Source organism: Nonomuraea sp. WAC 01424 (assembly GCF_003947315.1).
Taxonomy (GTDB): Bacteria; Actinomycetota; Actinomycetes; order Streptosporangiales; family Streptosporangiaceae; genus Nonomuraea; species Nonomuraea spiralis.
Map to the genome: position 1 here is coordinate 200,331 of NZ_QHHZ01000009.1, position 26,639 is coordinate 226,969.

Genomic DNA, 26,639 nt, shown 5'->3' on the forward strand with positions numbered 1-26,639 from the left:
CAGGATGCTCGCACGCATCCAGACGGGAGGAGACGCGGTGGAGGCCACGATAGCTCTCCGACTGCCCAGGGATGCGGCGAGCGTCCCGCTGATCAGGCAGATGCTGGACGGCACGCTGCGGTCGCTCGGCGTCGACCCCCAGGTACGCGACGACATCGAGCTCATGCTGACCGAGGCGTGCGCCAACGTCGTCAAGCACGCGACGCCCAGCGACGACTACACCGTCAGCGCCTGCGTACGTGACGACCTGTGCACCATCAAGGTCGTCGACACCGGGGGCGGCTTCGACCCGCACCGCGTGATCGAGCCGGGTCCCGAGGCCGAGCACGGCAGGGGCCTGCAGATCATGCGCGCGCTCGCCGACGACATCCGCTTCACCAACATCCGCGAGAACGGGGCGATGGTCTGCCTGGAGAAGAGACTGCGCTTCGCCCCCGGGGCGGCGGGGCAGCACCTCATCGCCAGGTGATCCGCATCCCACGGCCGGGGCCGCCGCTCACACGGCGGCCCCGGCCGTTCGCCGTTCCCTGAGCCCTTCCGTGACAGCCCTTCCGGGACAGCCCTTCCGGGACAGCCCTTCCGGGTCAGCCCTTCCGGGTCAGGGGACGGCGACACGGGGCGACTCAGTGAGAAGTGAGGCCGGAACGGCCGCGAAGGCGGGCCCGGCGGCCGGGGTGGCGGACGCCGGGACGCCGCTCACCCGATCGGGCGACGGCGGCGAGCCTGAAGCGGCGGCTCACCAGGGGCGTGCTCCCGCTCAGCTCGGCCCGCAGCCGGACCGGCGCCTCAGGGGCGCTGAGCTTCAGCGGCAGCCGCGCCCCACGGCGGGTCAGCCGCCGCCACAACGCGCGCCAGTCCGCCAACGATCCGGCCAGCGCCGCCATCGCGAGCACCGCGAGCACCGCGATGACCAGGACGGCCAGGACGATGAGAACGAAGACCACCACGAGGGAGCCGATCGTACCGATGACTGTCAACATTGGACGAAAAGTGCCCGTTCACCAGCGAACTATGCCAATTTATGGGGATAGATCGACCTTACTCGGTAATCCCGGCGGACTGATCGAGCCGACTGGGCAACATGTCGAGCCGGCGCAGTATCACTCCCTCGCGCAGCGCCCACGGGCACACCTCCAGCCGGTCCACCTCGAACAGGTCCATCGCCGCGTCGTCCACCAGCGCCCCGGCCGCGAGCTGCGCCGCGCGCCCCTCCGACACCCCGGACAACTCGGCCCGCTCGGCCGACCCCATGGTGGTCAGCCGGACCGCCCACTCGGCCATGTCCTCGCGCGAGAGCGCACGCGAGACGTAGGGCCCCTCGTTCGAGGGCGCCGCCCCGGCGATCCTGGCGAGCTGCTTGAAGGTCTTGGAGGTGGCCACGGCCCGGTCGGGCTCGCCGTACCTGGCCACGTCGCCGACGGTGCGGGCGATCTCCGTACGGACGTGCTTGCGCAGCTTGCGCACCTCCTCGGCGGAGGGCGGGTCGCCGGTGAACCAGTCGCGGGTCAGGCGTCCGGCGCCGAGCGGCAGCGACACGGCCACGTCGGGCTCCTCATCCACCCCTGCGGCGACCTCCAGCGAGCCGCCGCCGATGTCGAAGGCCAGCAGCCGCCCGGACGACCATCCGAACCACCGCCGCACCGCCAGGAACGTCAGCCGGGCCTCGTCGCGCCCGGACAACACCGCGATGTGCACGCCGCACCGCTTGTCGATCTCGGCGAGCACCTGCTCACCGTTGGCCGAGTCGCGTACGGCGGAGGTGGCGAAGGCGAGCAGGTCCTCCACGCCCTTGTCCTCGGCCAGGCGCACGGCCTCGTCCACGAACGCGCGCAACCGCTCGATGCCCTCGGGCGCGAGCCTGTTGTCCTGGCCCAGGTACTGGGTGAGGCGCAGCTCCTCCTTGTGGGAGTAGGCGGGCATGGGTCGCGCGCCCCGGTGGGCGTCGACGACGAGTAAATGGACGGTGTTCGAGCCGATGTCCAGCACGCCTAGTCGCATGGGAAAACGCTACCGGTCTGCGGCTTTTCGGGCGAAGCCGGCTCTAACCCTGAGGAGAACACTGGCGGGCTGAGCGGAGCCGGGTGGCCTCCCGGCCGCGGCCCGGGACGGCCGCGTCATCGTACGCATGGTCAGGGGACTACCCTTCCCATGGTGACATGACACGTTTGGGGGGTTTCCGTGAGCGCGTGCTGTGGTCCGAGCAGGGGGGCCGACGCCCCGCCTCGCCAGGTCGAGGTGATCACGCGGCGGACGGCGCCGCGCGGCATGGTGCGCGTCCCCGGCGGCACGTTCCTCATGGGCGGTGACGACCCCGACGGCCGCCCGGAGGACGGCGAGGGCCCGGTGCGCGAGGTGCGGCTCGACCCGTTCCTGATCGACCCGGCGTGCGTGACGAACGCGCAGTTCGCCACGTTCGTCAAGGAGACCGGGTACGTCACCGAGGCCGAGAGCATCGGCTGGTCGTTCGTGTTCCGGCAGTTCGCGGCGGCCGGGATCATGGACGCGAGCGTGCCGCAGGCGCCCTGGTGGGTGGGCGTGGAAGGGGCGACCTGGCGCTCCCCCGAGGGCCCCGGCTCGACGGCCGGCGACCGCCAGAACCACCCGGTCGTGCACGTGTCGTGGAACGACGCGAACGCCTACGCCGCGTGGGCCGGCAAGCGCCTGCCGACCGAGGCCGAATGGGAGATGGCCGCCCGCGGCGGGCTCGAACGCGCCCGCTACCCCTGGGGCGACGAGCTGACCCCCAACGGACGGCAGCGCTGCAACATCTGGCAGGGCCGTTTCCCGAGCGCGCCGAGCAAGGGCACGATGCCGGTCAAGTCGTTCCAGCCCAACGGCTACGGGCTCTACAACGTCTCGGGCAACGTCTGGGAGTGGACGGCCGACTGGTGGGGCACCACGTGGGAGCCCTCGTCCGACAATCCGGCGGGTCCGGCCGACGGCACGGCCAAGGTGATCCGCGGCGGGTCGTACATGTGCCACGATTCCTACTGCAACCGGTACCGGGTGGCCGCGCGTACGTCGAACACGCCGGACTCCTCGACCGGGCACACCGGCTTCCGCTGCGCGGCCATAGTCTGAGCGCATGTCACGAACCCTGCGACTGTTGATCACCGGCGGCGGCACCGGCGGTCACACCTATCCGGCCCTGACGACCCTGACGGCCGTCCAGCGACGTCAGGTGCCGCACGACGTGCTGTGGGTGGGCACGGAGAGCGGCCTGGAGGCCCGGATCACGGCCGAGCACGGCATCCCGTTCAAGGCGATCACCACGGGCAAGCTGCGCCGCCGGCCCAACCTCAAGGAGCTCGGCACCAACATCGCCGACGTGTTCCGCATCCCCGTCGGGGTGTTCCAGGCCGTGGGGCACGCCGCCCGCTACCTGCCCGACGTGGTGCTGTCCACCGGCGGTTACGTGGCCGTGCCGATCGGCGTGGCGGCCAAGCTGATCCGGCGTCCCCTGGTCATGCACGAGCAGACCACCGTGGTGGGCCTGGCCAACCGCATCCTGTCCAGGCTGGCGACCCGGATCGCGTTGTCGCACGAGTCGTCGCTGGAGTACCTGCCGGCCTCGGCACGGGCCAAGGCCGTGGTGACGGGCAACCCGGTGCGGCCGGAGCTGCTGCAGGGCAACCGGGCGGCGGCCTACGACCTGTTCGGGCTGACGTTCGAGGTGCCGCTGATCTACGTGACCGGCGGGGCGCAGGGCAGCAAGCAGATCAACACCCTGATCGCCGAGATCCTGCCGCGGCTGCTCCCGCACGCGCAGATCGTGCACCAGTGCGGGCCGGCGTGGATCGACCAGATGCGGGCGGTCGAGGTGCCGCCGGCCCTGGCCGACCGTTACCACCCGGTGCCGTACGTGGGGGCCGAGCTGCCCGACCTGTTCGCGGCGGCCGACGTGGTGATCTCGCGCAGCGGCGCGGGCACGGTGTCGGAGCTGACCGCGATCGGCAAGCCGTCGCTGCTGATCCCGCTGATCCCGACCGGGGGCGACGAGCAGCGCAAGAACGCCGGCTACCTGGTCTCGGCGGGGGCGGCGCGGGCGCTGCTGGAGCCGCGTCCGACGGCCGAGCAGCTGCTCGGCGAGCTGATGCCGCTGCTGGCCGATCCGGGGCTGCGGGCGGCGATGGGGCAGGCGGCGGGCAGGCTGGGCCGCGTCGACGCCGCCGACGCGCTCTGCGACCTGCTCCTCGAAACCGCCCACACCGGAACACACCCCCCGCACACCCCGCAGGCCCAGGCACCGCACGACCCCCATGCCCCGTACAGCCAGGGTGGCTTGGGAGGCCCGGGAGGCGGCGCTCAGGGTCCGGGCGGGCCGGGCTTCGGGGCCGGTGGAGCCAGCGGGCCGGGCTTCGGGGCCGGTGGGTCCGGTGGGCGGGGTTCCAGGTAGCGGAAGGCCTCGTGGGCGGAGCTGACGCTCCGCCTCAGCGCCTGGTCCAGCCGGTCGGCGTCCTCGGTCAGCCGGGCCAGCTCGCCCGTCATGGCGTCGCCGGCGCCGGCCTCGGCGAGCAGCTCCTCGTACTCGTGCAGCCGTCCGCGCAGCTCGGCGATCTGCTCCCGCGCCCGGTAGGCGCGCTCGGCCTCGGCCACGTTGGCGGCGTACCGTTCCAGGTCCTCCACCCGGCCGAGGACGGCCTGCTCGCTGCTGTCCAGCGCCTTGGCCAGTGGGCGCGCCACGTCCGCCACCTCGGGCGTGCTCTCCCCGGCCAGCGTCCGCCGGTGCCGGGCGCGCAGCCCGGACAGCTTGCCCAGCAGGCGGGCGATCTCCCACTCCTGGGCGGGCAGCATCACCGCGTTGCGCACGTCGTCCAGCAGTCCATGGGTGTTGACGCGGGACTCCGTCACCGCGGCGACGGCCCGCTGGGCCCGGCGCAGCAGCCTGCGCGAGGGCTCGTCGAGGTCGTCGATGAGCACGTAACGGCCCTCGTGCCGGGCCGCCCGCGCGTGGACCTGCCGCTCGTACGCGGCTTCCTCGTCCTCCGGCGTCCCGGTGCGGACGAACGTCCCGATCGCCAGCGGGATGGACAGGAGCAGGAGCAACAACATCCCGAAGCTGCGGCCGAACGCCCCGGCGCCCAGGAGCATGCCGAGGCAGACGGTCGCCCCGCAGATCGCGCCCAGCCGCCAGTACGGCCACGCGGCCCCGCCCCGGCCGGGCCGTTCCGGGACCCAGCCCCCGCGCATCCTGAGCAGCAGCCGCCGGTTGTCCCTGAGCAGGCAGGCGTCGTCCGGCGGCACACCGGGGTCGACGACCACGTCCGCCATGAGGTCGGATCGGATGGGAGTTCACCTCCTGAGGGGCGGAACGCCGTTCGGGCGCCGGCCGGGCGGTCCGCCGATTTGTCCGGGTCAGCTCTCCAGGTACCGGAACGCCTCGTGGGCCGAGCGCACGCTGCGCCGCAACACCCGTTCGAGGTGGTCGGCGACCTCGGCGAGCCGGTCGATCTCCGGCACGGCCAGCGCGTCGGCGCCGGACTCGGCCAGCAGTTCCTCATAGCGCGGCAGGCGGGTGCGCAGCTCCTCGATCTGGCCGCGGGCGTGGAAGGCGCGCTCGGCCTCGGCGACGTGCCCGGCGTAACGTTCCAGGGCCTCGACACGGGCGATCATGGCGGCCTCGCTGGTGGCCAGGGCCCGGTCCAGGGGCTCGATGACCGCGGCCACCTCGGGGGCGATGCCCCGGGACACCAGGTCCCGGTGCTCGGCGCGTAAGGCCGACAGCTTGGCCAGCAGGCGGGCGATCTCCCATTCCTGGCCGGGCAGCATGGCCGCGTTGCGGGCGTCGTCCAGCAGCCCCTCGGCGTTGACGTGGGAGCGCAGCACCGAGCCGATCGCGCCCTGCGCCCTGGTCAGCACGTCCGCGGCGTCCCGGTCGAAGTCCTCGGGGAGCAGGTAGCGGCCTTGGTGGAGGCGGGCCTGCTCGTACACGCCGCGGTCGCGCGACAGGTCCTCCTCCGGCAGCTCGCTCATCGAGGCGATCTTGACCAGGACGACGAGCACGAACGCGCCCAGCAACATGAACCCGACGCCCGGGTGCGACCAGGCCAGGAGCACGGTCATGAGCGCGACCACCGCGGGCGTGGCGGCCAGCAGCGCCACGCTGGAGACGTTCCTGAACCGGGCGGGCCGTTCCCCGGCCGGGGGCACCCAGCCCGACCTGATCCTGGACAGCAGCGGCGCGTTGGCCCGCAGCAACCCCGCGACCTCCGGGGGAACTCCCGGATCGACGACCACTCCCACGTTCTGTCCCGGCACCTTGGCGCCCCCAACGCTCGTGATGCTGTGGATATTACGTATTTTTTCGCAAGGATGTCAGCCTCCGCGGGGTCAGGACGGGAAACCACCAGGCCCGCTCCCCCAGCACCTCCATGACCGCGGGCACCAGCACCAGGCGCACCACCGTGGCGTCGAGCAGCACCGCGACGGCCAGCCCGACCCCCATGATCCGCAGCGCGCGGTCGTCGAAGGCGCCGAACGCGGCGAACACGCAGAACATGATCGAGGCCGCGGCGGTGATCACCCCGGCGGTGCGGGCCAGGCCGGCGGCCACCGCACCGCCCGCGTCGGCGGTCCGCGTGTACTCCTCCCTGACGCGGGAGAGCAGGAACACCTCGTAGTCCATCGACAACCCGAACGTGACGACGAACAACATCATCGGCACCCACGCGTCCACCGGCCCGCCGGTGCCGAGGCCGAGCACGTCCCACTGGAAGACGGCGACGACCACGCCGTAGGCGGCGGCGACGGACAGCAGGTTGACCACGATGGCCTTGACGGGCAGCACCAGACTCCGGAACACCACCGTGAGCAGCACGAACGCGGCCAGCAGCACGCCCCCGACGGTCCACGGCAGGCGTCCGGCGGAGAAGGCGGCATAGTCGGCGGCGGCGGCCGTGGCGCCGGTGACCAGCACCGGGGCGGGCAGCGCGGCCCGCAGGCGGTGGAGGAGATCGGTGGTCCGCTCGTCCTGGGGGCCGGTCCGGGGGATGACGAGCGCCGAGCGCTCGCCCGTGGCGAAGGCGCGTGCCACGCCCGGCGTGCGGCCCGCCAGCGCGGCGGCCTCCTCGGCGCCGATCCGGGCCGGGTCGGCGACGGCCAGCACGAGCGGCCCCGCCCAGCCCGGCCCGAAGGCCCGGCCGAGCAGGTCGTGGGCGCGCCTGGTGGTGTCGGTGACCGGCCGGTTGCCCGCGTCCGACCAGCCCGTACGCAGGTCCGCGGCGGGCAGCGCGAGCACGGCGAGCGCCACCAGGGCGAGCGCGCCCGTAAGCCCGGGACGCCGCCGCACGACCCGGCTCCAGCGCAGGGCGGCCCGCGGACCGCCGGTCGTACGGCGTCCGCGGGCGAACCTGTCGATCCGGTGGCCGATCAGCGCCAGCAGCGCGGGCAGCAGGGTGAGCGAGGCCAGCATCACCATGAGCACGCCGCATCCGGCGGCCAGCGCGATCCCGCCGCCGATCGCCGGGCCGAGGAACAGGATGCCCGAGCCGGTGGCGATCACGATCAGCCCGGCGAACAGCACCGACCGGCCCGCCGTGCGCATGGCCTCGGTGACGGCCCGTTCGACGTCGCCGTGCTCCTGGAGGGCGGCGCGGTGGCGGGTGACGATCAGCAGGGCGTAGTCGACGCCGACGCCGAGCCCCAGCATGATCGTCAGGTAGACGGCGAAGGCGGGGGTGTCCACGAGGTTGCTCAGCACGGTCAGGAGTGCCACTCCGCAGGTCACCCCCGCCACGCCGACGACCAGGGGCAGGGCGGCGGCGATCAGGGAGCGCAGGGCGAGCAGCAGGATCACCGCGGCGGCCAGCAGGCCGACGCCCTCGGTGAGCCCTCCCGGCGCGAAGTCGGCGAAGTCGCCGCCCGACAGTTCGACGTCCGCGCCGGGGACGCGCAGGCCGTCGCGTGCCTGCTTGAGCCGCCGGCCGGTGTCCTCGTCCGGGTAGTCCAGCGGGACGCGAGCGACGGTGCCGTCCCCGGACAGGGCGGCGGGTCCCGTGTGTACGCCGGGCAGGGCGAGGGCGGCGGTCACCCGGCGTACGTGGGCGTCCTGGACGCCCGAGGGGACGGAGACGACGATCGCGCCCTTCGGCTCGGCGGCGGCCGGTCCCAGCAGCGCGGCGGCCCGGCCGCTCTCGGAGTCCGGCAGGCTGAAGTCGTCGTGGGAGGGGCCTGGGGCGAGCGCGGCGGCGGTGACGAGGGCGGCGCACAGGGCGAGCCACATCAGCCCGACCAGGCGCCGGTGGCGTACGCAAAATCGGATCATGGGGCGACGGTAGGGACCGCGACCGCTCGGAGGCATCGGCCCGGCGCGGGCGACCGGCTGCACCCGCCGCGGTACCGCCCACCTCCGGCCGGAGTACGCCGGGGTGCCTCAGCCCGCTCCCGGCCGGGCGAGGCCGCTCTCGTAGGCGAGGACGACGAGCTGGGCCCTGTCGTGCACGGCGAGCTTGGCCATCATGCGGTTGACGTGCGTCTTGACGGTGGCGGGGCTCATCAGGAGGTGTGCGGCGATCTCGGCGTTGGTACGGCCGCGGGCGACCCCGGCCAGGACCTCGCGCTCGCGTCCGGTGAGCGGGGCCAGGCGGCCGGTGTCGAGGACGGCGGGCCGGGCGGTGAACTCCTCGATCAGCCGCCGGGTGACGCCGGGCGACAGGAGCGCGTCGCCACGGGCGGCCACCCGTACGGCGTGCCGGATCTCGGCGGGTTCGGCGTCCTTGACCAGGAAGCCGCTCGCCCCGGCGCGCAGCGCCTCGTAGACGTACTCGTCCAGGTCGAAGGTGGTGACGACGACGACGCGGGTGGGGCCGCCGGCCAGGGTCCTGGTGGCCTGGAGGCCGTCGGTGCCGGGCATGCGGATGTCCATGAGGGCCACGTCGGGCCGCAGGCGTCCGGCCAGCCGTACGGCCTCGGCGCCGTCGGCGGCCTCGCCCACGACGGTCAGGTCGTCCTCGGTCTCCAGCAGCGCCCGCAGCCCGGCCCTGACCAGCGGCTGGTCGTCGGCCAGCAGGACGGCGATCACGCGGGCAGCCGGGCGGCGACCCGGAATCCGCCGCCGGGGCCGTCGCCGGTGTCGAGCCGGCCGCCCGCGGCGGCGACGCGCTCGGCCATGCCGGTCAGGCCGTGGCCGCGCGGGGCCCGGCTGCCCTTCCCGTCGTCGTCCACGCGCACGGTCACGGCTCCCGTCTCGTAGGTGAGGGTCACGCGGGCGCGGGTGGCGGCCGCGTGCCGGATGGTGTTGGTCAGTGCCTCCTGGACCACACGGTAGACGGTCAGGTCGGCGGCGGGCGGCAGGGTACGGGGCTCCCCCTCGACGTCGAGCGTCACGGGCAGCCCGGCGGCGCCGAGCAGGCCGGGCAGCTGCGCGCACCCCGGCGACGGGCTCCTGGGCTCGCCACCGTCCCCGTCTCCGTACCCGTCCCCAGGGGCGTGCGGCGGGCGCAGGACGCCCAGGACGGCCTTCATCTCGGTGAGCGCCTGGCGGCTGGAGGCGCGGATGACCCGCAGCGCCTCGGCTGCCTCCGGCGGGCCGCCCGCGCGGGCGACGGCCTCGGCGGCGACCGCGGCGTGCAGGGCGATGACCGACACCGTGTGCGAGGTGACGTCGTGCAGCTCCCTGGCCACCCGCAGGCGTTCCTCCTGGGCCCGGCGCCGGGCCTCCTCCTCGCGGGTACGTTCGGCCTCGGCGGCCCGCCGCTCGGCCTCGGCGGCACGGGCGCGCCGCGCCCCGGACGCCTCGGCGAGCTGCGCCACGGCCGTCACGATCAGCGCCCACAGGGCCACCCCCGCCGCGTTGTCGGCCTCCGGCGCCGGGATCAGCACGGCGCCGGGCACCGCCACCAGGAAGGCCGCCCCCGCCCACCCGAGCGCCCGCCGCCCGGCCACGACGACCGAGAACAGCGCGACCAGCGCGGGCGCGGGCCACAGGGCCAGGGCGTACCCGAGTGCGAAGAAGGCCGCCGTGGCGGCGGCCGTGGCGGCCAGCACGGCCGGGGCGCGGCCGGGGAGCCAGGCCAGGGCGAGCACGTTCAGGGCCAGGAGCGTCCAGCCGAGCACGTCGAGGGGGCGGGCGTGCGGCTGGTTGGCGTAGGCCATGACGGTGGAGGCGAACACCACCGCCGCCATGCCGCACACCAGCGCGATCGTCCTCATACCGGCACGGTAGTGCGCTCCTTCTCCCCCGCGCGATACCGCCGTCGCCGTACCCCGGCTACGGCCAGCGCGGCAGAGACGCAGGCGAGCGGGATGGCGGGCAGCACGTACCGGTGGTCGAAGTCGAGGGCGGCGACCGGCGCGACGAGCAGGAACGCCGCCATCGCCCACGGCAGCAGCGCGGCCCGCCGGCGGCCGGCCGAGCCCAGCGCGCCCGCCAGGAGCAGCACGCCGAACACGGTCCCGTGCAGGGCCCACGGGTAGGTGTAGGCGGCCAGGACGGAGGCGGCGGGCTCGGCCGAGCTCATGCCGCGGATGCCGGGGTCGTACTCGGCGCGTACCTCGGCTATGAGGGCGTGCTGCTCGGGGAGCGGCCAGGAGCCCTTGGGGAAGGTCGTGGACGGGCTCACCCGCTTGGGGTGGGCGACCGGCTGCCAGGTGAAGGCGAGCGAGGTGTCGCGGACGACCTCGCGCAGGTAGTCCAGCGGCTGGGCGGCGATGGCGCGCACCGCGAACGACCTGGCCAGGTCGTTGTGGGCGAACCGGTCGCCGGGCAGCCGGTTGAGCGAGGCGGCGGGGTCCCAGACGTACTCGGAGGCGGCGTCGAGGACGGTGCCGTTCGGGCAGAGCGGGGCCTCGGCGGGCGGCGGCTTGATGATCGAGCAGTCGGCGAAGGTCATGGTACGGGCCCACAGGGCGACGCCGTCGGAGCCGCTGAGGGCGAACCTGCCGTGGTGCTGGGCGTACCAGCCGGCGTAGGCCACCAGCGGGAGCGTCCCGGCCAGCACCAGCGCGGCCACCCGCCGCCAGGGCGCCCGGCGCAGCACGAGCCAGCCGGCGGCCAGGGCGAGCAGCGGCACGGCGGCCGTCCTGGTCAGCCCGGCGAGCGCGAGCAGCAGCCCGGCCACCGCCGCCGCCCGCCCCGACGGCAGCCCCGGCCACAATCCCCCGGACGGGTCGTTGCGCCACATCAGGACGAGCAGCGCGGCCATGATCAGGAAGATGACCTGAAGGTCCGACAACACGGCGTGCTCCAGCCGGACGAAGGCCGGGTCGAACAGCACCGGCACGGCCGCCAGCGTCGCCCCCCAGCCGGGCAGCGAACGGCGGCGCAGCAGCGCGTAGATCATCACGCCGATGCCGAGGCCCATCACGTGCTGCACCCCGGCGATCAGCTCGACGCTGCGGAAGGGACGCAGCACCCACAGGAACCACGAGTACCCGGCGGGGTGGAAGGCCGCCTGGGGCCGCATGTGCACGGCGGTGTCCAGGTACGTGAAGGAGTCGTACCAGTAGAGCTGCGCGGTGTCGTACCCGAGCATGACCAGCACCCGCAACGCGGCGGCCAGGGCCAGCGCGCCGGCGAACAGTCCGTGGCCGGGCAGGCGGCGCGCGGCGGGCGCGCGCGGGCGCGTCCGCGCCAGTGTGAGTGCCATGGACTTTCTCCCCCGTCGGCGACCGGGCCGATCCCGGTCGTTCGGAGGGCATTCCAGCGATCCGCCGATAACCTTGGCGTCACTTGAAGTGGTTATGCCCGCGTTATGGGGTCTGGTCCAGACTTGCGGCATTTCATGATCTTGTGGGGGGCTAGGGGTGCGGGTATTGGTCGCCGAGGACGAGCGCATGCTCGCCGACTCGATCGCCGAGGGGCTGCGGGGCGAGGTGCTGGCCGCGGCGGTCGCCTACGACGGGGAGGCGGCGCTGGAGCGGCTCGGCGTGCACGACTACGACGTGCTGATCCTGGACAGGGACCTGCCGGGGGTGCACGGCGACGAGGTGTGCCGGACGGTCGTGGAGCGGGAGTGGCTGGTCAGGGTGCTCATGCTGACCGCGTCCGGCGACGTGCGGTCGCGGGTGTCGGGGTTGTCGCTGGGGGCCGACGACTACCTGACGAAGCCGTTCGCGTTCGAGGAACTGGTGGCGCGGGTGCACGCGCTCGGCCGCCGAGCTCGCCGGGCCGACCCGCCGATGCTGGAGCGGGCGGGCGTGCGGCTGGACTGGGCGCACCGCCAGGTGTTCCGCGACGGCGTGTACGTCCCGCTGGCCCGCAAGGAGTTCGGCGTGCTGGCCGAGCTGCTGCGCGCCCAGGGCGCGGTGGTCTCGGCCGAAGACCTGCTGGAGAAGGTCTGGGACGAGCACATCGACCCGTTCACCAACACGGTTCGTACGACGATGATGAAGCTGCGCAAGAAGCTCGGCGAGCCCCCGGTCATCGAGACCGTGCCGGGATCGGGGTACCGCATCCCATGACCGTACGCATGCGTTTCGCCCTGGCCTGCGCCGGGGTGTTCCTCTTCCTCGGCGCCCTGACGGTGACCGGGGTGTACTTCGTCGTCCGATCGCAGCTTGAGTTCCGGGCGGACCTGATCAAGCCCGACTTCCCCCGGGAGTACTCCTACGGCGACTCCTACGAGCGCTCCTACAGCAACGCGATGCGGGTGCGCGCGGCCTACCAGCGCGAGACGCTGAGCGGCGTGCGCACCGTCGGCGGGATCATCGTGCTGGCCGCCACCGCCGTCGCGTTCGGGCTCGGCTGGCGGGCGGCGGGATGGGTGCTGCGGCCGGTCAAGTCGGTGACCGAGACCGCCCGCCGGGTGGCCCAGAGCCACGACCTGACCGAGCGCATCGACTACAAGGGCCCGCGCGACGAGGTCAAGGAGCTGACCGAGATCTACGACACCATGCTCGGCCGGCTGGCGCGCTCCTTCGACGGGCAGCGCCGGTTCGTCGCCAACGCCTCGCACGAGCTGCGCACCCCGCTGACGATCAACCGCACGCTGGTGGACGTGGCGGTGCGCCGTCCCGACGCCACGGACGACGTCAAGCGCCTCGGCGAGTCGCTGCTGCTGGTCAACGCCCGGCACGAACGCCTCATCGACGGCCTGCTGGCCCTGGCCGAGGGCGAGCAGTCAGTGCTCGACCGGCGGCCGTTCGACCTGACCGACGTCGCCGAGCACGTGCTCGACCAGGCCGGCGACGAGGCGGCCGAGCGGGAGGTGACGATCCACCGGCTGCTCGACCAGGCGCCGACCAAGGGTGAGGCGGTGCTGGTCGAGCGGCTGGTGCAGAACCTCGTGGAGAACGCGATCCGGCACAACCACCCCAAGGGCGAGGTCTGGGTGACCACGCGGCGGCGGGCCGAGCAGGTCGAGCTGGTGGTGGCCAACACCGGGCTGCACGTCCCGCCGTACGAGATCGAGACGATCTTCCAGCCGTTCCGGCGGCTGCACGGCGACCGGCTGCGCTCGGAGCGGGGCAGCGGGCTCGGCCTGTCGATCGTCCGGGTCATCGCCGAGGCGCACGACGGCACGGTGTCGGCCAGGCCGCGGGACGAGGGCGGCCTGACGATCACCGTGGAGCTGCCGGTGGATCAGTCGGTCCCCTGACGGATCTGCCAGAGCTCCTCCTCCGGCACACCCGCCCTGACGAGCTGCTCCCAGGTCGCCACACGCTCGGTCGGGTCGGCCAGCACGGTGTGCAGCAGCGCGCGCAGCGCCTCGTGGTCGGCGCCGTCCGCGCGCCACATGGCGCCCAGCGCCCGGTGCACCGCGGGTGACCGTACGGCGGCGGTCTCGACCAGCTCCCGCAGGAGGGCCACCCGGTCGCGGAAGTGCAGGGACCGGCCCTCCCCCACGGCGAGCATCAGCAGGTCGAGCAGCCTGCGGTTGCGCGGCGCGTGGCCGGTGGCGGCGGCGACGATCACGTCCCCCATGGCGGTGCCCTCGGTGCCGCCGAGGATCACCTCCTCCAGCCCGGCGACGCGGTGCGCCGACAGGGCGTTGACCAGGCCCGTCCAGCCCTCCTGCCCGAGCTGGCCCTTCCACAGGTGGCTGAAGGAGGCCCAGCGGTCGAGCGGGTCGGGCCCGCCCAGGATGTGCGAGACGGGTACGGGCTCCTGCGCGGCGGCCACGATGAGCAGCGCCAGGTTGGCCGAGTAGGCGGCCAGGCGGCGGGTGACCGGATGGCGTACCGGCCGGAAGCCGGTGAAGCAGCGGCGGCGGCGCTCGTGCAGGGACCGGCGCAGCAGCCCGGCCAGGTGGGTGACGCACCGGGCGCGTACGGCCGCCGGCACCTCGTCCAGCAGCTCCAGGATGAACCCGATCGTCGGCCCGCGCTCGGCCAGGCAGGAGAACGACGTGACCGCGTACAGCAGGTCGTCGTCCACGCTCTGGGCCAGGGCCAGCGGCTCGTCCCCGGCCAGGCGGCGGCGCCGGTCGAGGTCGCGCAGGGCGTACACGGTCAGCCAGGCCGTCAGGAACTCGCCGAAGGTGGAGTGGAGGAAGGAGTAGCCGTTCCGGCGGATGAAGAAGAAGCGGTCGGTGGCCCTGCGCGCCCAGTCGACCGGCGGGGCCGGCTCGTCGGGCTCGTCGTCGCCGCCCTCGCACAGGGCGGGCAGGTCGCGGGCGAGCGCGTCCTCGGTGATGACCTGGCTGCCGCGGGCCAGCATGGACAGGGCCACCGTGCCGAGCAGGACGAGCTCGCTGTCGATGACCACGCGCCGCGGGGTGGCGGTCTCACGTTCGGTGAAGTCGCGCAGCAGCGCCTCGTACAGGCGGGCGCGGCCGATCGGCCCGTGGTCGCGCTGGAGCGCGTTGCCGCCGGCGTCATAGAGCGCCAGCAGCAGCAGGAGCAGCGGCTGCCTGGCCATCTCGCCCTGGGCCAGCGCGGTCGCCGCGGGCAGGGGCTTCAGGTCGCGCCTGGCCAGCAGGGCGCGGTTGGAGTGGTCCCAGATGTCCAGCCACTGGCGCACCTGGTCGTCCTCGAACGGCTGGAGCTGCAGCGCCAGCAGCCCGTCGGGGAACCTGATCCGGTCGGCCACGACGGTCCGGCTGGTCACGACCACCACGACGGGCCGCCCGAGCGCGGCCTCGCGGCGCTGGAACTCCTGGACGTGCCCGAGGTAGTCGTAGCGGTTGACGCCGCCCTGCAGCAGTTCGTCGAAGCCGTCGAGCAGGATCACCGGCTGCGCGCCGCCGCCCGCGGCGACCAGGTCGGCGTACTCGACCTCCTCCTCCAGCACGGCGGCGACGGCCCGCTCGATCTGCTCGGTGACCGGCGCGCGCGGCGGGACGCGCGGCAGCTCCACCCTGATCGGCAGGAACTCCGACCTGGCCAGGCGGGCGCCCAGCACCTCGGTCAGCTTGGACTTGCCCGAGCCGGGCTCGCCGAGCACCAGCAGCGGCGCCTGGGTGGCGCGCAGCGAGGTGAGGTGGCCGACGAGGAACGCCTCGGCGTCCGGCAGCAGGCGCTGGTCCTGCCACCAGCCCATGGAGGACGGGTCGGACTCGCGGGTCAGCTCGGCCACCCGGCAGCGCGGGCTGAGATAGCCCTCGCCGAGCAGCGGGAGCGAGACGTCCTCGGGCAGCTTGCCCGCGGCCAGCAGCGGCCGGTCGAGCGCGTTGGCCGCCATGCGGGCCTGATGGATCATGGGACGGTCGCCGACCCGCGGCGGGGCCAGCTCGGCCAGCAGCCAGGCCACCCGCGACAGGCCGGTGCCCGGCGTCTGGCGGTCGGTGACCAGGCTGCGCACGCCGAACTCGTGGCTGTCGAGCGACAACGAGCGGAAGTCCTCGTCGTAGATGCGCAGCGCGTGCGGGGGCGGGCCCTCGGCCAGCATGCGGGGTAACAGGAGCTGGTCGTCGACCGGCAGCTCGTCCCACACGCTCAGACCGCCGACGAACCCGGCCATCGCCTCCGACATACGCAGGTACGCGCGTTCGACGGCCTGGCGGGTCTCGGCGAAGGGCACGTGCGGCTCGGGGGTGGGCAGGCGTTCCATGAGCAGCCCGGCCACCAGGCGGGCGAAGCGCTCGGGGGTGGGCACGCCGTGGGAGATCTTGTCGGCCCGGTCGAGCTGCTCCAGGGTGAAGGGCAGCTTGGCCTCCCCGAGCGCCTCAAACCAGGCCGACACGACGACGACGGCGTGCGCGGCGGCCAGGCGCTGGGTGCGGGTGTAACGGTCCACGCCCCCCTTCAGCTCGGGCATCCTGCGGATGACCTCCTCGCCGTAGCGCACGATGTCGGCACGCAGGTCGGCCAGGCTCATGGTGAGCAGCCCGCCTCCGGCCAGCGCCCATCCCGTACGGGCGGCCGCGGCGGCGAAGCCGACCACCTTGACGAGCCTGCCCTCCTTGCAGCCCAGCACCCTCAGGGCGTCGGCGTAACTCGGCGTCTCGATCATCAGCCTTCTCTCCGGGACCGGGATGTCCCATCATGTGCCAGGCCGCGCCGCGGCGCTCCCCTGATGCCCGCTCCGCTATGGCCCGTTCACGGCGTCGGCGATCTCCGGCAGCACGCCGGGGTCCTCGATGGTGGACGGCGTGGTGTACGGCCTGCCGTCGGCGATGTCACGCATGGTGGCACGCAGGATCTTGCCCGAGCGCGTCTTGGGCAGCCGGGCGACCACGACGGCCCGGCGGAAGGCGGCGACGGGCCCGACGTGCTCGCGTACCAGGGCGGTCAGCTCGCGTTCGACGTCGGCCGGGTCGCGCTCCGAGCCGGACTTGAGCACCACGAAACCGACCGGGAGCTGGCCCTTCAGCTCGGCGGCGACCCCGATCACCGCGCACTCGGCGACGTCGGGGTGGGCGGCGATCACCTCCTCCAGCGTGCCCGTGGACAGGCGGTGGCCGGCCACGTTGATCACGTCGTCGATGCGGCCCATGACGAAGAGGTAGCCGTCGGCGTCGATGTGGCCGCCGTCGCCGGTCAGGTAGTGGCCGGGGTAGCGGGTCAGGTAGGAGGCGGCGAAGCGCTCCTCGTCGCGGTAGAGGGTGGGCAGGCAGCCGGGCGGCAGGGGCAGCCTGACGGTGACGGCGCCCTCCACGCCGGGCGGGCACTCGCGGCCCTCGGCGTCGAGGACGCGTACGTCGTAGCCGGGGACGGGTTTGGTGGGCGAGCCCGGCTTGATCGGCAGGGTCTCGATGCCGACGCAGTTGGCGGCGACGGGCCAGCCGGTCTCGGTCTGCCACCAGTGGTCGATGACCGGGACGCCGAGCAGGTCGCTCGCCCAGTGGTAGGTGTCGGGGTCGAGGCGCTCGCCGGCCAGGAAGAGGTGCCGCAACCCGGACAGATCCCACTTTTTCGCGAAGTTGCCGGATGGGTCCTCTTTTTTGATGGCCCTGATCGCGGTCGGCGCGGTGAACAGCGTGCGCACGCCGTGCTGGGCGGTCACCCGCCAGAACGCGCCGGGGTCGGGCGTGCCGACTGGTTTGCCCTCGTACAGGACGGTCGTGCAGCCGGTCAGCAGGGGCGCGTACACGATGTAGGAGTGGCCGACGACCCAGCCGACGTCGGAGGCGGCCCAGAAGACCTCGCCGGGGGCCGCGCCGTAGACGTTGGTCATGCTCCAGCGCAGCGCGACCGCGTGGCCGCCGTTGTCGCGCACCACGCCCTTGGGCAGGCCGGTGGTGCCGGAGGTGTAGAGCACGTAGAGCGGGTCGGTGGCGGCCACGCTCACGCACGCGGCGGGGGCGGCGGCGCGTACGGAATCGTGCCAGTCGAGGTCGCGGCCCGGCGTGAGCTCGGCCGGGCATTGCGGGCGCTGGAGGATCACACAGTGGGCGGGCCGGTGGGCCGACTGCTCCAGGGCGGCGTCGAGCAGCGGCTTGTAGGCCACCACGCGGGCCGGTTCGATGCCGCAGGAGGCCGAGAGCACCACCTTGGGCTCGGCGTGCTCGATGCGCAGGGCCAGCTCCCTGGCCGCGAAGCCGCCGAACACCACCGAGTGCACCGCGCCGAGCCGGGCGCAGGCCAGCATCGCGACGACCGCCTCGGGCACCATCGGCATGTAGATCACCACGGTGTCGCCGGCCGTCACGCCGAGCCCCTTCAGCATGCCCGCCGTCCGCGCCACCTCGTCGAGCAGCTCCGCGTACGTGATCGTGCGGACCGTGCCGGTGACCGGGCTGTCGTGGATCAGCGCCGCCTGCCCGCCGCGCCCGGCCGCGACGTGCCGGTCGATCGCGTTGTGGCAGGTGTTGAGCCGTCCGCCGGGGAACCAGCGGCCCCCGCCGCTGACCGCGGCGGGCGCGACGTCCCAGTCGATGTCGAGTGCCGCCTCGGCCCAGAACTCCTCCGGCCGCTCGATGCTGCGCCGGTACGCCTCGTCATAGCCGCCCACTTGTCGATCAGATCAGCCGCCGGCCCCCGAACGCAAGACCCGTGGGAGGGTGTCCGGGTGAACGAAGACCTGATCTTGTCCGTCGTGGTGGGCTCGCGGGCGTACGGGCTGGAGACCGAAGGGTCCGACACCGACCGGCGCGGCGTGTTCGTGGCCCCCACCGCGGACTTCTGGCGGCTGACCAAGCCGCCCACCCACCGCGACGGGCCGCTGCCCGAGCAGTTCTCGTGGGAGGTGGAACGTTTCTGCGTGCTGGCGCTGGAGGCCAACCCGACGGTGCTGGAGTGCCTGTGGTCGCCGATCGTGGAGGTGGCCACGCCCGCCGGACGGCGGCTGCTGGAGCTGCGCGGGGCGTTCCTGTCGCGGCGGGCGCACGAGACGTTCGCCGGGTACGCCGGGGCGCAGTTCCGCCGCCTGGACCCGCGGGCGCCCAAGTGGAAGCAGGCCATGCACATGTTGCGGCTGCTGATCAGCGGCCTGCACCTGGTACGGCACGGCGAGCCGCTGGTCGGGGTCGAGGCGTACCGGGAGCGGCTGCTGGCGATCAAGCGCGGCGAGGTGCCGTGGGCCGAGGTGGACGCCTGGCGGGCCGAGCTGACGGCCGAGCTGGCCGCCGCGCCGACCGTCCTGCCCGAGCGGCCGGACCGGGAGCGGGTGGAGGACTTCCTCGTCGGCGTGCGGAAGGAGAACCTGTGAACGGGCTGCCGTCCTTGTTGCCGTCGTGGTTGCCGGAGATCCCGGGCGAGCAGCCGTACCCGGTGGTCTTCGCCACGGTGAGCGGCGCCCACCTGTACGGTTTCCCGTCCGTGGACTCCGACGTCGACCTGCGCGGCACGCATGTGCTGCCGGTCGCGGAGGTGGTCGGGCTGCGCACCGGGCCGCAGACCCTCGACCGGACGTGGACGCGCGACGGCGTCGAGGTGGACCTGGTCACGCACGACCTGGTCAAGTTCTGCCGCCTGCTGCTCAACCGCAACGGCTACGTGCTGGAACAGCTCCTGTCGCCGCTGGTGGTGGCCTCCTCGCCGGTGCACGACGAGCTGGTGTCGCTGGCGCCCGGCTGCCTGACGCGGCATCACGCCCACCACTACCTGGGGTTCGCGCGCACGCAGTGGCGGTTGTTCGGGCGTACGGGTGAGCTGAAGCCGCTGCTGTACACCTTCCGGGTGCTGGCGACGGGCACGCATCTGATGCGTACCGGGGAGCTGGAGGCCGACCTGACGCGGCTGATGGCGTACGGGCCGCCGTACCTGCCGGAGCTGGTGGCGGCCAAACGGGAGGCCGAGCACGGCGCGGCGCCCGCGCTGGACGGTGTGGCGGCCGACGTGGAGCGGATGACGGCCGCGCTGGAGGCGGCGCGCGAGAGCTCGGCGCTGCCCGAGCGCGCCACCGCGGGCGACGCCCTGCACGACCTGGTCGTGCGGGCGCGCCTCGCGGCCCTTGCCTGACGGGCCCCGGGAGGGGCCCGTCAGGCAAGGTCAGGCGGCTCCGGGATCGGCCGACAGGACCAGCCGGATCGCGAAGTTGTCGTAACCGGCGCGTTCGAACGCCCGCGCCATCGGGACGTTGCCCGCGTCGGTGTCGGCCACGATCCGCTGCACGCCGCGCTCGGCGTGGAAGCGGGTGATCTCGCCGAGCAGGTCGTCGACGAGGCCGCGGCCCCGGTGCGAGGGCACCACGCCGAGGTAGCCGACCACGGGCCCGCCGTCGTTGGCCGACGGCAGCGCGATGCCGGCCAGGTCGCCCGCCTCGTCGTAGGCGAGCCGCCACCAGGACCGGTCGCCCTTCATCGACTTGTTGTCGCGCACGTCCTCGCGGGCCTGCTCCACGGGGTCCGTGGTCATCAGGGCCTGGCGGGTGTAGAAGTCGAGCGTGCCCTCGGCGACCTGGCGGAAGGCGTCCACGAACACCTCGTCGTCGTCATCGCCGCGGAAGACCAGCCGCTTGGACGGCTCGGGCACGGGCGATCCGGACGTCCAGGCGTACCGCAGGCGTTCGAGCTCCTCGGTCAGCCCGACGCGGCCGGCGGCCTCCCAGCGCCAGGCGATGGCCGCGGAGCTCTGCGGGTTGTCGCGCCAGCCGTTGGAGACGAAGACGTGGTAGGCCGGCTTCTGGCCGAAGGCGGCGTGGGCGTGGTTGAGCAGCTCGGCGGCCAGGCCCACGCGGTCCTCGACCGAGGGGTGGACGTAGACGCAGTCGAGGGCGAGCGGCCGTTCCTCGCCGGCGAAGCCCCACCAGACGGCGCGGGCCATGATCTCGCCGTTCTCCTCGGCGAGCCAGATACGGTCGAAGCGGTAGTTCCGGCTCTCCAGGAGAGAGAGCAGCCGGTCGGCATGGGCCCAGCTGATGGACTCGTCGACGACGACGCAGCCGAGCAGGCGGTCAAGGTCAGCCTCGGCCGCAGGGCGGAATTGCACGGTTCCTCCGAGAAGTAGTAAGCGCCCTTATATTGACAAACATCTCAGAGCCTCCTTTCTGCCGACATTTCGTGGCACTGTAGTGCATGTCGTCTTCGGTCGCCTCCCGTTTCCCACCGGCGTGATCTTCCTCTCGTGGCCGGGCAGCGACGTGAGTACGCTGGACCGCGTTCAGTTTCCGGCGTTTCCCGATCCGGCGGGACGATTTTCGATCCAGCGGGACGAAGAGGACAGGATGGGCTCGTGAGGTCCTACGACGACGACACGCTGCCGCTGCAACCGCCGATCCGGCTTCCCGCCGCCTCCACGCTGGCCGCCGCGGTGCGCGCCGCGCCGCTCTCCGGCGAGCTGGAGGCGGCGCTCGACCCGGAGCACGACCGAGGGGCCGAGGACGACGCGCGGGTGCTGGAGGCGTGGGCGGAGGTGTGCCGGACGCGGCTGGCCACCGACGAGGGGCTGCTGCTGGAGCTCATCCGCATGTTCCTGTCCCGCGAGCCGGTCGCCGGGCGGGTGCCCCAGACGCTGACGGACCTGGGGCTGGTACGGCAGGCGGAGCCGTACACGCTGAGCTGGCTGGGGTTGTGGGTGGCGCGGCTGATCATCGCCGAGACCGCCGGGCAGGAGATCCCCGTCATGGGCTCCCTCGCCGACGCCGGCGCCGCCGCGCTGCTGCACGGCCTGCGTTCCTATCCCGAGGCCGAACGGGCCGAGGAGCTGGCAGGCTGGCTGACCGGCCGCGACGCCGGGCAGGGGGCGGCCGAGATCGCCGCCGCGCTGGCCGGCGTGAGCCCGCTCAGCAGGGCGGTCGGCGTGGAGCTGCTGGCGACGGGCCTCGGCGACGAGGGCCGCCGGGCGCTGAACGGGCTGCTGGAGGAGCCGAGGCTGGGCGCGGTGGTCGCGGCCAGGACGGGCCGCGAGGAGCGGCGGACGGCTCCCGACGAGATCGCCTGGGTGCTGGTGGACATGGCGGCGGCGCTGCTGGAGTTCGGCGGCGAGGCGGGTGAGGTGATCGAGTCGATCGCCATGGGGATGGACGCGGAGGAGCAGGCGGGCACGATCGCCATCCTCGCCTTCGGCGACCACCCGTGGACGGGCCGGGTGTTGCGGGTGCTCATCGACCACCACCCGGACGAACGGGTCTCGGCCGCGGCCCGCAAGGCCCTGCGCCGCCTGCACGGCCTGGCCGACACCCGCGGCTGACACGACCGGCCGCCCGGACGGGCCGCCGGGGGCGCCGGTCCCGGCCGGTAGAGTCAGCTCGATGACGAAGCATACGATCTCGCCGCAGAGCGGCATCCTGGGTGACGGCTTCGGCTGCGACTGCGGCGCCGTACTGGCCGGACGGATGGCGGCCGAGCTGCACGCCGCCGAGAACGGCCGATGCTCGGCCTGTCTCGGCTCGGCGGTCGAGCAGGTGGCCCCCGGACTGACGCGGGGCTGCACGGTCTGCGCGGCGACCGGGGGGCGCAAGGAGCAGATCACCTGGCAGCTCGCCCACACCGAGGCCGAGGAGCTGATCACGATGACCGTCGTACGCGGGATCGTGGCCGGGTACGACGGGCCGTTCCATCTGTCGGAGATCGCCGACACGGTACGGGCGGGGTTCGGGTTGCCGGCCGGACGGCTGCCGGTGGGGCCACGGGTGCGCGACCTGCTGCTGCAGCTCCAGGCCGCGGGCGAGATCGCCATGTTGTCCGCGCCCGACGAGCTGCTGGGCACCGACCAGGTGCTCTACCGCGACCCGCAGTGGCAGCGCACCCGCACGCTGGGCCTCTGACCCTTTCACCCCCTTCCCCCTCCTCGCCCGCTCGCCCCCTCGCCCCCTCGCCCTCTTCGCCCCCGGCCGCCGGGCCCGCTGGGGCCCGGCGGGCGTCAGGCGCGGCAGATGATCTCGCCGTGCAGGACCGACAGCCAGCCGTCGCCGTCGGCGGCCCACTCCAGCCAGCCGTCGGCCATGCGCCGCAGGTCCCGTTCGGTGGCCGCGCCCGTGGCGAGCGCCTGCCGGGCCAGGGCCGACTCCTGGACGCGTTCGGCCCACATGCCGCCCCACCAGGCGCGGTCTTCGGGGGTGGCGAAACACCAGGTGGAGGAGGTGGCGGTGACGTCCTCGAAGCCGGCGGCGCGGGCCCAGGACAGCAGGCGGCGGCCGTCGTCCGGCTCGCCGCCGTTCGCGCGGGCGAGTCGCTGGTAGAGGGCCATCCACTCGTCCAGCGCGGGCAGGTGCGGGTACCAGGTGAAGGCGGAGTAGTCGCTGTCCCTGACCGCGACGTACCCCGTCGGTTTGGTCACCCGGCGCATCTCGCGCAGCGCCCGTACCGGGTCGCCCACGTGCTGGAGCACCTGGTGGGCGTGCACCACGCAGAAGGAGTCGTCGGGGAAGTCGAGGGCGTGCACGTCGGCGACGGCGAAGTCGACGTTGCGCAGCCCCCGCGCGGCGACCTCGGTCCTGGCCAGTTCCAGGGCCTCCTCGGTGACCTCCGACGCCGTCAGGTGGCCGACCCGCGCGGCCAGGTCCGCGGTGATCGTGCCCGGCCCGCTGCCCACGTCGAGGACCTTCATGTGCGGCAGGAGGTGCGGCAGCAGGTACGCGGCCGAGTTCTCCGCGGTACGCCACCGGTGCGAGCGCAGCACGGACTCGTGATGACCATGGGTGTAGACGGCGTCCATCGCAAGACTCCTTCACGACGATGTGTACTCGTACCCTAGCGTCAGTCTCACTATTCAAGAGGATGTGTCTTGTCATATGAGAATGGTTCGACCGTGCGTGACCCGCTCCTAGACTGGTCACGGCAACGTTCCGGCAAAGAGGAAGGCGTGGTCGTGGGAGAGGTCCGGCCGATCGTGCACGTGGGCGACCCGGTGCTGCATCATCCGTGCGAGCCGGTCACCCGGTTCGACGGCGAGCTCGCGGCGCTGGTCGACGACATGTTCGCGAGCATGTACGCGGCCAACGGCGTGGGCCTGGCCGCCAACCAGATCGGCGTGCCGCTGCGCGTGTTCATCTACGACTGCCCCGACGCCGAGGGCGTCAACCACAAGGGCGTCGTCGTCAACCCCACCCTGGAGCTGCCCGGTCTCGGCGAGCGCCGCCTCGATCCCGACGAGGAGGGTTGCCTGTCGGTCCCCGGCCAGTTCGCCCCGCTCCCCCGTCCCGACCACGCGACCGTCCACGGCTTCGACGCGGCGGGCGAGCCCGTCACCGTCTCGGGCACCGGCCTGCTGGCGCGCTGCCTGCAACACGAGACCGACCATCTCGACGGCTACCTGTACATCGACCGGCTGCCCACCAAACGCCGCAAGCAGGTGCTGGCCGCCTACGAGCAAACTAAGGCCGCTAAAGAGGACATTTATCCGCTATAGTGGATAAATGCAAGGTGAAGGCGTACTGTCCAGCGGCCTGTCCCTGGCCGAGCTGGGCGGGCGCATCCGGGCCGAGCGGCGCGGGCGCGGGCTCTCGGTCGAGCGCCTGGCCGAGCTGAGCGGCATCAGCAGGAGCATGGTCTCCGACGTCGAGCGCGGCGCCAAGTCGCCGACCGTGCTGGTGCTCGACCGGCTGGCCACGGCCCTCGGCACGTCGATCTCCCGGCTCCTCGACGAGCCGGCGGGCGAGGCGGTGCGGGTGCTTCGCCACGACCGCCAGCGCGTGCTGCGCGACCCGTCGGGCTGGGAGCGGCGGGTGTTGTCGCCGGTGCTGGCCGACGTCGAGTTCGAGTTCATGCGCACCACGATCGGCCCCGGCGTGGACGCGGGCGAGTTCGCGCCGCACGCCCGGGGCTCGCGCGAGTACCTGGCCGTGGAGCGCGGCACGCTGCGCCTGACGATCGACGACCGCCCGTACGAGCTGGCGGCCGGCGACTCGGCGAGCTACCCCGGCGACCACCGCCACGCCTTCGCCAACGACGGCGCCGCCGACTGCGTCTTCTACCTGGCCATGGAGCTGGGTGGCGGCGGCCACCACGAGACCTGGAGGGAATCGCCACATGGATGAGCTGCGCCGGGCCGGCGTCAGGGCGGCCGAGATCGTGGCCGGCCATCTGGAGGGTGTGCCCGCCGGGCCGGTCTGGCAGCCGGTGCCCGAGGCCGGGCGCGCCTGGCTGGGCGGGCTGCGGCTGCCCGAGGCCGGGCGTCCCCTCGACGCGCTGCTCGACGACGTACGCGCCCATGTGCTGCCGTACCCGATGGGCAACGGGCACCCGCGTTTCTTCGGCTGGGTGAACTCGCCGCCCTCCCCCGCGGGCGTGCTGATCGAGCCGCTGGCCGCCGCGCTCAACCCGAGCGTCGCCGGCGGTGACCACGCGGGCCCCCTGCTGGAGCGTACGGTGGTGCGCTGGCTGGCCGAGCTGGTCGGCTTCCCCCACCCGCCCGGCGGCGGCCTGCTGACCAGCGGCGCGTCCATGGCCACCATCGTCTGCCTGGCCACGGCCCGGCAGCAGGCGGCGCTCGCCGACGGCTGGGACGCCCGCGAGGAGGGCCTGCACGGCCGCCCGCCCATGGTCCTCTACGTCACCGAGGAGGGCCACAGCTGCCTGCACAAGGCGGCCCAGCTCCTCGGTCTCGGCGCGCGCAACGTCCGGAAGGTACCGGTCGACGCCTCCTTCCGGATGGACGTCGGCGCGCTGCGTACGATGATCGCCGAGGACCTGGCGGCGGGCCTGCGGCCGTTCTGCGTGGCGGGCAGCGCGGGCACGGTCAACTCCGGCGCGGTCGACCCGCTCGACGCCATCGCCGACGTGGCCGCCGAGCACGGCCTCTGGTTCCATGTGGACGGCGCGTACGGCGCGCTCGGCGTGCTCGACGCGCGCTCGGCGCCGGCCTACGCCGGGCTGGACCGGGCCGACTCCCTGGCCCTCGACCCGCACAAGTGGCTCGGCGTCCCGGTCGGCTGCGGCTGCGCGCTGCTGCGCGACCCGGCCGCCGCGCGGGCCGCCTTCAGCCTGGTGCCGTCGTACCTGGTCGACGACAACGCCGACGACCTGGGCTGGTTCTCCGAGTACGGCCCCGAGCAGACCCGCCCGTTCCGGGCGCTGAAGACCTGGGCCACGATGTCGTACCTGGGCAGGGAGGGCATCACGCGCCTGGTGGAGCACACCTCCGGCCTGGCCCGCACGCTGGCCGCCATGGTCGAGCGGGCCGAGGACTTCGAGCTGCTCGCGCCGGTCGCCACCTCCATCACGGCCTTCCGCCACACGCCGCGGGACGGCGGGCTCGACGCGCTCAACCGGGCCGTACCGGGCGCGGTGCAGGCGCGCGGCAACACCTTCATCACCGGCACCCGCCTCGGCGGCCGGGACGCGCTGCGCGCCTGCTTCCTGCACCCCGACACCACCGAGGACGACCTCGTGCTCCTGCTGGAGGAGATCCGCCTGGCGGCCAAGACGCTCTGAGGCCCGGCAGCCCTGAAGCCCGGTAAAGGGTTCCTCCAGGGACGTACCGGACACGCATGGCCGGACGCCGGGATCCGACAAAGCCCTGTGAGTGCCCCATGGGCCCGGGTAGGAGGCCGCCTGGACAGAGCAATCAGGAGGATCCCATGGCACAGACCGTGGCAGACGTGATGACCACGCACCCGGCGACGGTCGAGAGCGACCAGCCGGTGTCGGTCGCCGCGTCACTCATGCGCGACCACGACGTCGGCGCGGTGATCGTCAACGACAACGGGCGCATGAAGGGCATCGTCACCGACCGCGACATCACGATCCGCGTGGTGGCCGACGAGCGGGGACCGGACACGCCGGTGAGCGAGGCGTGCAGCCCGTCCGTCGAGGCCGTCGGGCCGGACACGAGCATCGACCAGGCCGTGCAGATCATGCGCTCGCACGCCGTACGCCGCCTCCCGGTCGTCGAGGACGGCCGTCCCGTCGGGATCGTGAGCCTGGGCGACCTGGCGCTGGAGCGGGACCCGAACTCGGCGCTCGCCGACATTTCGGCCGCGGAGGGCAACCGCTAACGTG

General features: G+C 73.4%; 25 protein-coding genes. 13 read left to right on the plus strand and 12 right to left on the minus strand.

Annotated features, from left to right (window positions below):
* Nucleotides 1-37: 37 nt before the first annotated feature.
* Nucleotides 38-469, plus strand: coding sequence for an ATP-binding protein (locus DMB42_RS25315; protein WP_125637498.1), 432 nt, complete (start codon nucleotides 38-40; stop codon nucleotides 467-469).
* Nucleotides 470-623: 154 nt separating this feature from the next.
* Here DMB42_RS25315 and DMB42_RS25320 read toward each other — a convergent pair whose 3' ends face one another.
* Together DMB42_RS25320 and DMB42_RS25325 are read right to left on the minus strand one after the other, a co-directional pair.
* A complete protein-coding gene (locus DMB42_RS25320) occupies nucleotides 624-980 on the minus strand; it encodes a hypothetical protein (protein WP_125637499.1) in 357 nt (118 codons plus the stop codon).
* Between the two features lie 58 nt (nucleotides 981-1,038).
* A complete protein-coding gene (locus DMB42_RS25325; RefSeq protein ID WP_125637500.1) occupies nucleotides 1,039-1,998 on the minus strand; it encodes a Ppx/GppA phosphatase family protein in 960 nt (319 codons plus the stop codon).
* 267 nt (nucleotides 1,999-2,265) lie between these two features.
* Here DMB42_RS25325 and DMB42_RS25330 point away from each other — a divergent pair, with 267 nt between their 5' ends.
* Nucleotides 2,266-3,081 (plus strand): formylglycine-generating enzyme family protein, encoded by an 816-nt coding sequence (locus DMB42_RS25330; RefSeq protein WP_125637732.1) that lies wholly within the window; start codon nucleotides 2,266-2,268, stop codon nucleotides 3,079-3,081.
* 4 nt (nucleotides 3,082-3,085) lie between these two features.
* Complete coding sequence (locus DMB42_RS25335; protein WP_260477926.1) at nucleotides 3,086-4,396, plus strand: glycosyltransferase; 1,311 nt, start codon at nucleotides 3,086-3,088, stop codon at nucleotides 4,394-4,396.
* On the opposite strand, the gene DMB42_RS25340 is transcribed toward DMB42_RS25335, so the two are convergent.
* The 6 genes from DMB42_RS25340 to DMB42_RS25365 form a co-directional block, all read right to left on the minus strand.
* Entirely contained in the window at nucleotides 4,306-5,271 is a 966-nt protein-coding gene (locus tag DMB42_RS25340; protein ID WP_185844856.1) for a hypothetical protein, read from the minus strand. The two genes, DMB42_RS25335 and DMB42_RS25340, sit on opposite strands and share 91 nt — an antisense overlap.
* A gap of 84 nt (nucleotides 5,272-5,355) precedes the next feature.
* A complete protein-coding gene (locus DMB42_RS25345) occupies nucleotides 5,356-6,243 on the minus strand; it encodes a hypothetical protein (RefSeq protein ID WP_260477927.1) in 888 nt (295 codons plus the stop codon).
* A 49-nt stretch (nucleotides 6,244-6,292) separates the two neighbouring features.
* Entirely contained in the window at nucleotides 6,293-8,263 is a 1,971-nt protein-coding gene (locus DMB42_RS25350) for an MMPL family transporter (protein WP_185844857.1), read from the minus strand.
* A gap of 108 nt (nucleotides 8,264-8,371) precedes the next feature.
* Nucleotides 8,372-9,019 carry a response regulator transcription factor gene (locus DMB42_RS25355; protein ID WP_125637502.1) on the minus strand — a complete coding sequence of 216 codons (648 nt, stop codon included), beginning with the start codon at nucleotides 9,017-9,019 and terminating at the stop codon, nucleotides 8,372-8,374.
* Nucleotides 9,016-10,149 (minus strand): sensor histidine kinase, encoded by a 1,134-nt coding sequence (locus DMB42_RS25360; RefSeq protein ID WP_125637503.1) that lies wholly within the window; start codon nucleotides 10,147-10,149, stop codon nucleotides 9,016-9,018. Before DMB42_RS25360 ends, DMB42_RS25355 begins: the two co-directional genes overlap by 4 nt.
* On the minus strand, nucleotides 10,146-11,585 hold the full coding sequence (locus DMB42_RS25365; RefSeq protein ID WP_125637504.1) for a hypothetical protein: 1,440 nt from the start codon (nucleotides 11,583-11,585) through the stop codon (nucleotides 10,146-10,148). Before DMB42_RS25365 ends, DMB42_RS25360 begins: the two co-directional genes overlap by 4 nt.
* A 157-nt stretch (nucleotides 11,586-11,742) precedes the next feature.
* Between DMB42_RS25365 and DMB42_RS25370 the strand changes: the two genes are divergently transcribed.
* Nucleotides 11,743-12,399, plus strand: a complete 657-nt coding sequence (locus DMB42_RS25370; RefSeq protein ID WP_125637505.1) for a response regulator transcription factor — start codon at nucleotides 11,743-11,745, stop codon at nucleotides 12,397-12,399.
* The gene (locus DMB42_RS25375) at nucleotides 12,396-13,535 is read left to right on the plus strand and encodes a HAMP domain-containing sensor histidine kinase (protein WP_125637506.1); all 1,140 of its coding nucleotides are present in this window, start codon (nucleotides 12,396-12,398) and stop codon (nucleotides 13,533-13,535) included. Before DMB42_RS25370 ends, DMB42_RS25375 begins: the two co-directional genes overlap by 4 nt.
* Here DMB42_RS25375 and DMB42_RS25380 read toward each other — a convergent pair.
* Nucleotides 13,520-16,330, minus strand: coding sequence for an NACHT domain-containing NTPase (locus DMB42_RS25380; protein ID WP_125637507.1), 2,811 nt, complete (start codon nucleotides 16,328-16,330; stop codon nucleotides 13,520-13,522). The two genes, DMB42_RS25375 and DMB42_RS25380, sit on opposite strands and share 16 nt — an antisense overlap.
* 75 nt (nucleotides 16,331-16,405) lie before the next feature.
* A complete protein-coding gene (locus tag DMB42_RS25385) occupies nucleotides 16,406-18,271 on the minus strand; it encodes a propionyl-CoA synthetase (protein WP_125637508.1) in 1,866 nt (621 codons plus the stop codon).
* Between the two features lie 57 nt (nucleotides 18,272-18,328).
* On the opposite strand from DMB42_RS25385, the gene DMB42_RS25390 reads away from it, so the two are divergent.
* Together DMB42_RS25390 and DMB42_RS25395 are read left to right on the plus strand one after the other, a co-directional pair.
* On the plus strand, nucleotides 18,329-18,967 hold the full coding sequence (locus DMB42_RS25390) for a DNA polymerase beta superfamily protein (RefSeq protein WP_125637509.1): 639 nt from the start codon (nucleotides 18,329-18,331) through the stop codon (nucleotides 18,965-18,967).
* Nucleotides 18,964-19,719, plus strand: a complete 756-nt coding sequence (locus DMB42_RS25395; protein ID WP_260477928.1) for a nucleotidyltransferase domain-containing protein — start codon at nucleotides 18,964-18,966, stop codon at nucleotides 19,717-19,719. The genes DMB42_RS25390 and DMB42_RS25395 overlap by 4 nt, the downstream gene beginning before the upstream one ends.
* Nucleotides 19,720-19,749: 30 nt before the next feature.
* Here the strand turns inward: DMB42_RS25395 and DMB42_RS25400 are convergent, their stop codons facing one another.
* The gene (locus DMB42_RS25400; protein WP_125637510.1) at nucleotides 19,750-20,688 is read right to left on the minus strand and encodes a GNAT family N-acetyltransferase; all 939 of its coding nucleotides are present in this window, start codon (nucleotides 20,686-20,688) and stop codon (nucleotides 19,750-19,752) included.
* A gap of 243 nt (nucleotides 20,689-20,931) precedes the next feature.
* On the opposite strand from DMB42_RS25400, the gene DMB42_RS25405 reads away from it, so the two are divergent.
* Nucleotides 20,932-21,888, plus strand: a complete 957-nt coding sequence (locus DMB42_RS25405; RefSeq protein ID WP_125637511.1) for a hypothetical protein — start codon at nucleotides 20,932-20,934, stop codon at nucleotides 21,886-21,888.
* 61 nt (nucleotides 21,889-21,949) lie between these two features.
* Entirely contained in the window at nucleotides 21,950-22,465 is a 516-nt protein-coding gene (locus DMB42_RS25410) for a hypothetical protein (protein WP_125637512.1), read from the plus strand.
* A 95-nt stretch (nucleotides 22,466-22,560) separates the two neighbouring features.
* Here the strand turns inward: DMB42_RS25410 and DMB42_RS25415 are convergent, their stop codons facing one another.
* Complete coding sequence (locus DMB42_RS25415) at nucleotides 22,561-23,355, minus strand: class I SAM-dependent methyltransferase (RefSeq protein WP_125637513.1); 795 nt, start codon at nucleotides 23,353-23,355, stop codon at nucleotides 22,561-22,563.
* Between the two features lie 147 nt (nucleotides 23,356-23,502).
* Here DMB42_RS25415 and def point away from each other — a divergent pair, with 147 nt between their 5' ends.
* The 4 genes from def (at nucleotide 23,503) to DMB42_RS25435 (ending at nucleotide 26,635) form a co-directional block, all read left to right on the plus strand.
* The gene (gene def / locus DMB42_RS25420) at nucleotides 23,503-24,048 is read left to right on the plus strand and encodes a peptide deformylase (protein WP_396983493.1); all 546 of its coding nucleotides are present in this window, start codon (nucleotides 23,503-23,505) and stop codon (nucleotides 24,046-24,048) included.
* Between the two features lie 7 nt (nucleotides 24,049-24,055).
* The gene (locus DMB42_RS25425) at nucleotides 24,056-24,676 is read left to right on the plus strand and encodes a helix-turn-helix domain-containing protein (protein WP_125637515.1); all 621 of its coding nucleotides are present in this window, start codon (nucleotides 24,056-24,058) and stop codon (nucleotides 24,674-24,676) included.
* Nucleotides 24,669-26,072, plus strand: a complete 1,404-nt coding sequence (locus DMB42_RS25430; RefSeq protein WP_125637516.1) for an aminotransferase class V-fold PLP-dependent enzyme — start codon at nucleotides 24,669-24,671, stop codon at nucleotides 26,070-26,072. The genes DMB42_RS25425 and DMB42_RS25430 overlap by 8 nt, the downstream gene beginning before the upstream one ends.
* Nucleotides 26,073-26,218: 146 nt before the next feature.
* A complete protein-coding gene (locus DMB42_RS25435) occupies nucleotides 26,219-26,635 on the plus strand; it encodes a CBS domain-containing protein (protein ID WP_125637517.1) in 417 nt (138 codons plus the stop codon).
* The last annotated feature ends 4 nt before the right edge of the window (nucleotides 26,636-26,639 follow it).

Excerpts from the sequence above, each read along its gene's own strand:
- DMB42_RS25380 (WP_125637507.1), bottom strand. The coding sequence starts at position 16,330 with ATGATCGAGACGCCGAGTTACGCCGACGCCCTGAGGGTGCTGGGCTGC.
- DMB42_RS25330 (WP_125637732.1), top strand. The coding sequence starts at position 2,266 with ATGGTGCGCGTCCCCGGCGGCACGTTCCTCATGGGCGGTGACGACCCC.
- DMB42_RS25335 (WP_260477926.1), top strand. The coding sequence starts at position 3,086 with ATGTCACGAACCCTGCGACTGTTGATCACCGGCGGCGGCACCGGCGGT.
- DMB42_RS25340 (WP_185844856.1), bottom strand. The coding sequence starts at position 5,271 with ATGGCGGACGTGGTCGTCGACCCCGGTGTGCCGCCGGACGACGCCTGC.
- DMB42_RS25365 (WP_125637504.1), bottom strand. The coding sequence starts at position 11,585 with ATGGCACTCACACTGGCGCGGACGCGCCCGCGCGCGCCCGCCGCGCGC.
- DMB42_RS25430 (WP_125637516.1), top strand. The coding sequence starts at position 24,669 with ATGGATGAGCTGCGCCGGGCCGGCGTCAGGGCGGCCGAGATCGTGGCC.
- DMB42_RS25435 (WP_125637517.1), top strand. The coding sequence starts at position 26,219 with ATGGCACAGACCGTGGCAGACGTGATGACCACGCACCCGGCGACGGTC.
- DMB42_RS25350 (WP_185844857.1), bottom strand. The coding sequence starts at position 8,263 with ATGATCCGATTTTGCGTACGCCACCGGCGCCTGGTCGGGCTGATGTGG.
- DMB42_RS25415 (WP_125637513.1), bottom strand. The coding sequence starts at position 23,355 with ATGGACGCCGTCTACACCCATGGTCATCACGAGTCCGTGCTGCGCTCG.
- DMB42_RS25410 (WP_125637512.1), top strand. The coding sequence starts at position 21,950 with ATGACGAAGCATACGATCTCGCCGCAGAGCGGCATCCTGGGTGACGGC.
- DMB42_RS25325 (WP_125637500.1), bottom strand. The coding sequence starts at position 1,998 with ATGCGACTAGGCGTGCTGGACATCGGCTCGAACACCGTCCATTTACTC.
- DMB42_RS25375 (WP_125637506.1), top strand. The coding sequence starts at position 12,396 with ATGACCGTACGCATGCGTTTCGCCCTGGCCTGCGCCGGGGTGTTCCTC.
- DMB42_RS25425 (WP_125637515.1), top strand. The coding sequence starts at position 24,056 with ATGCAAGGTGAAGGCGTACTGTCCAGCGGCCTGTCCCTGGCCGAGCTG.
- DMB42_RS25360 (WP_125637503.1), bottom strand. The coding sequence starts at position 10,149 with ATGAGGACGATCGCGCTGGTGTGCGGCATGGCGGCGGTGGTGTTCGCC.
- DMB42_RS25320 (WP_125637499.1), bottom strand. The coding sequence starts at position 980 with ATGTTGACAGTCATCGGTACGATCGGCTCCCTCGTGGTGGTCTTCGTT.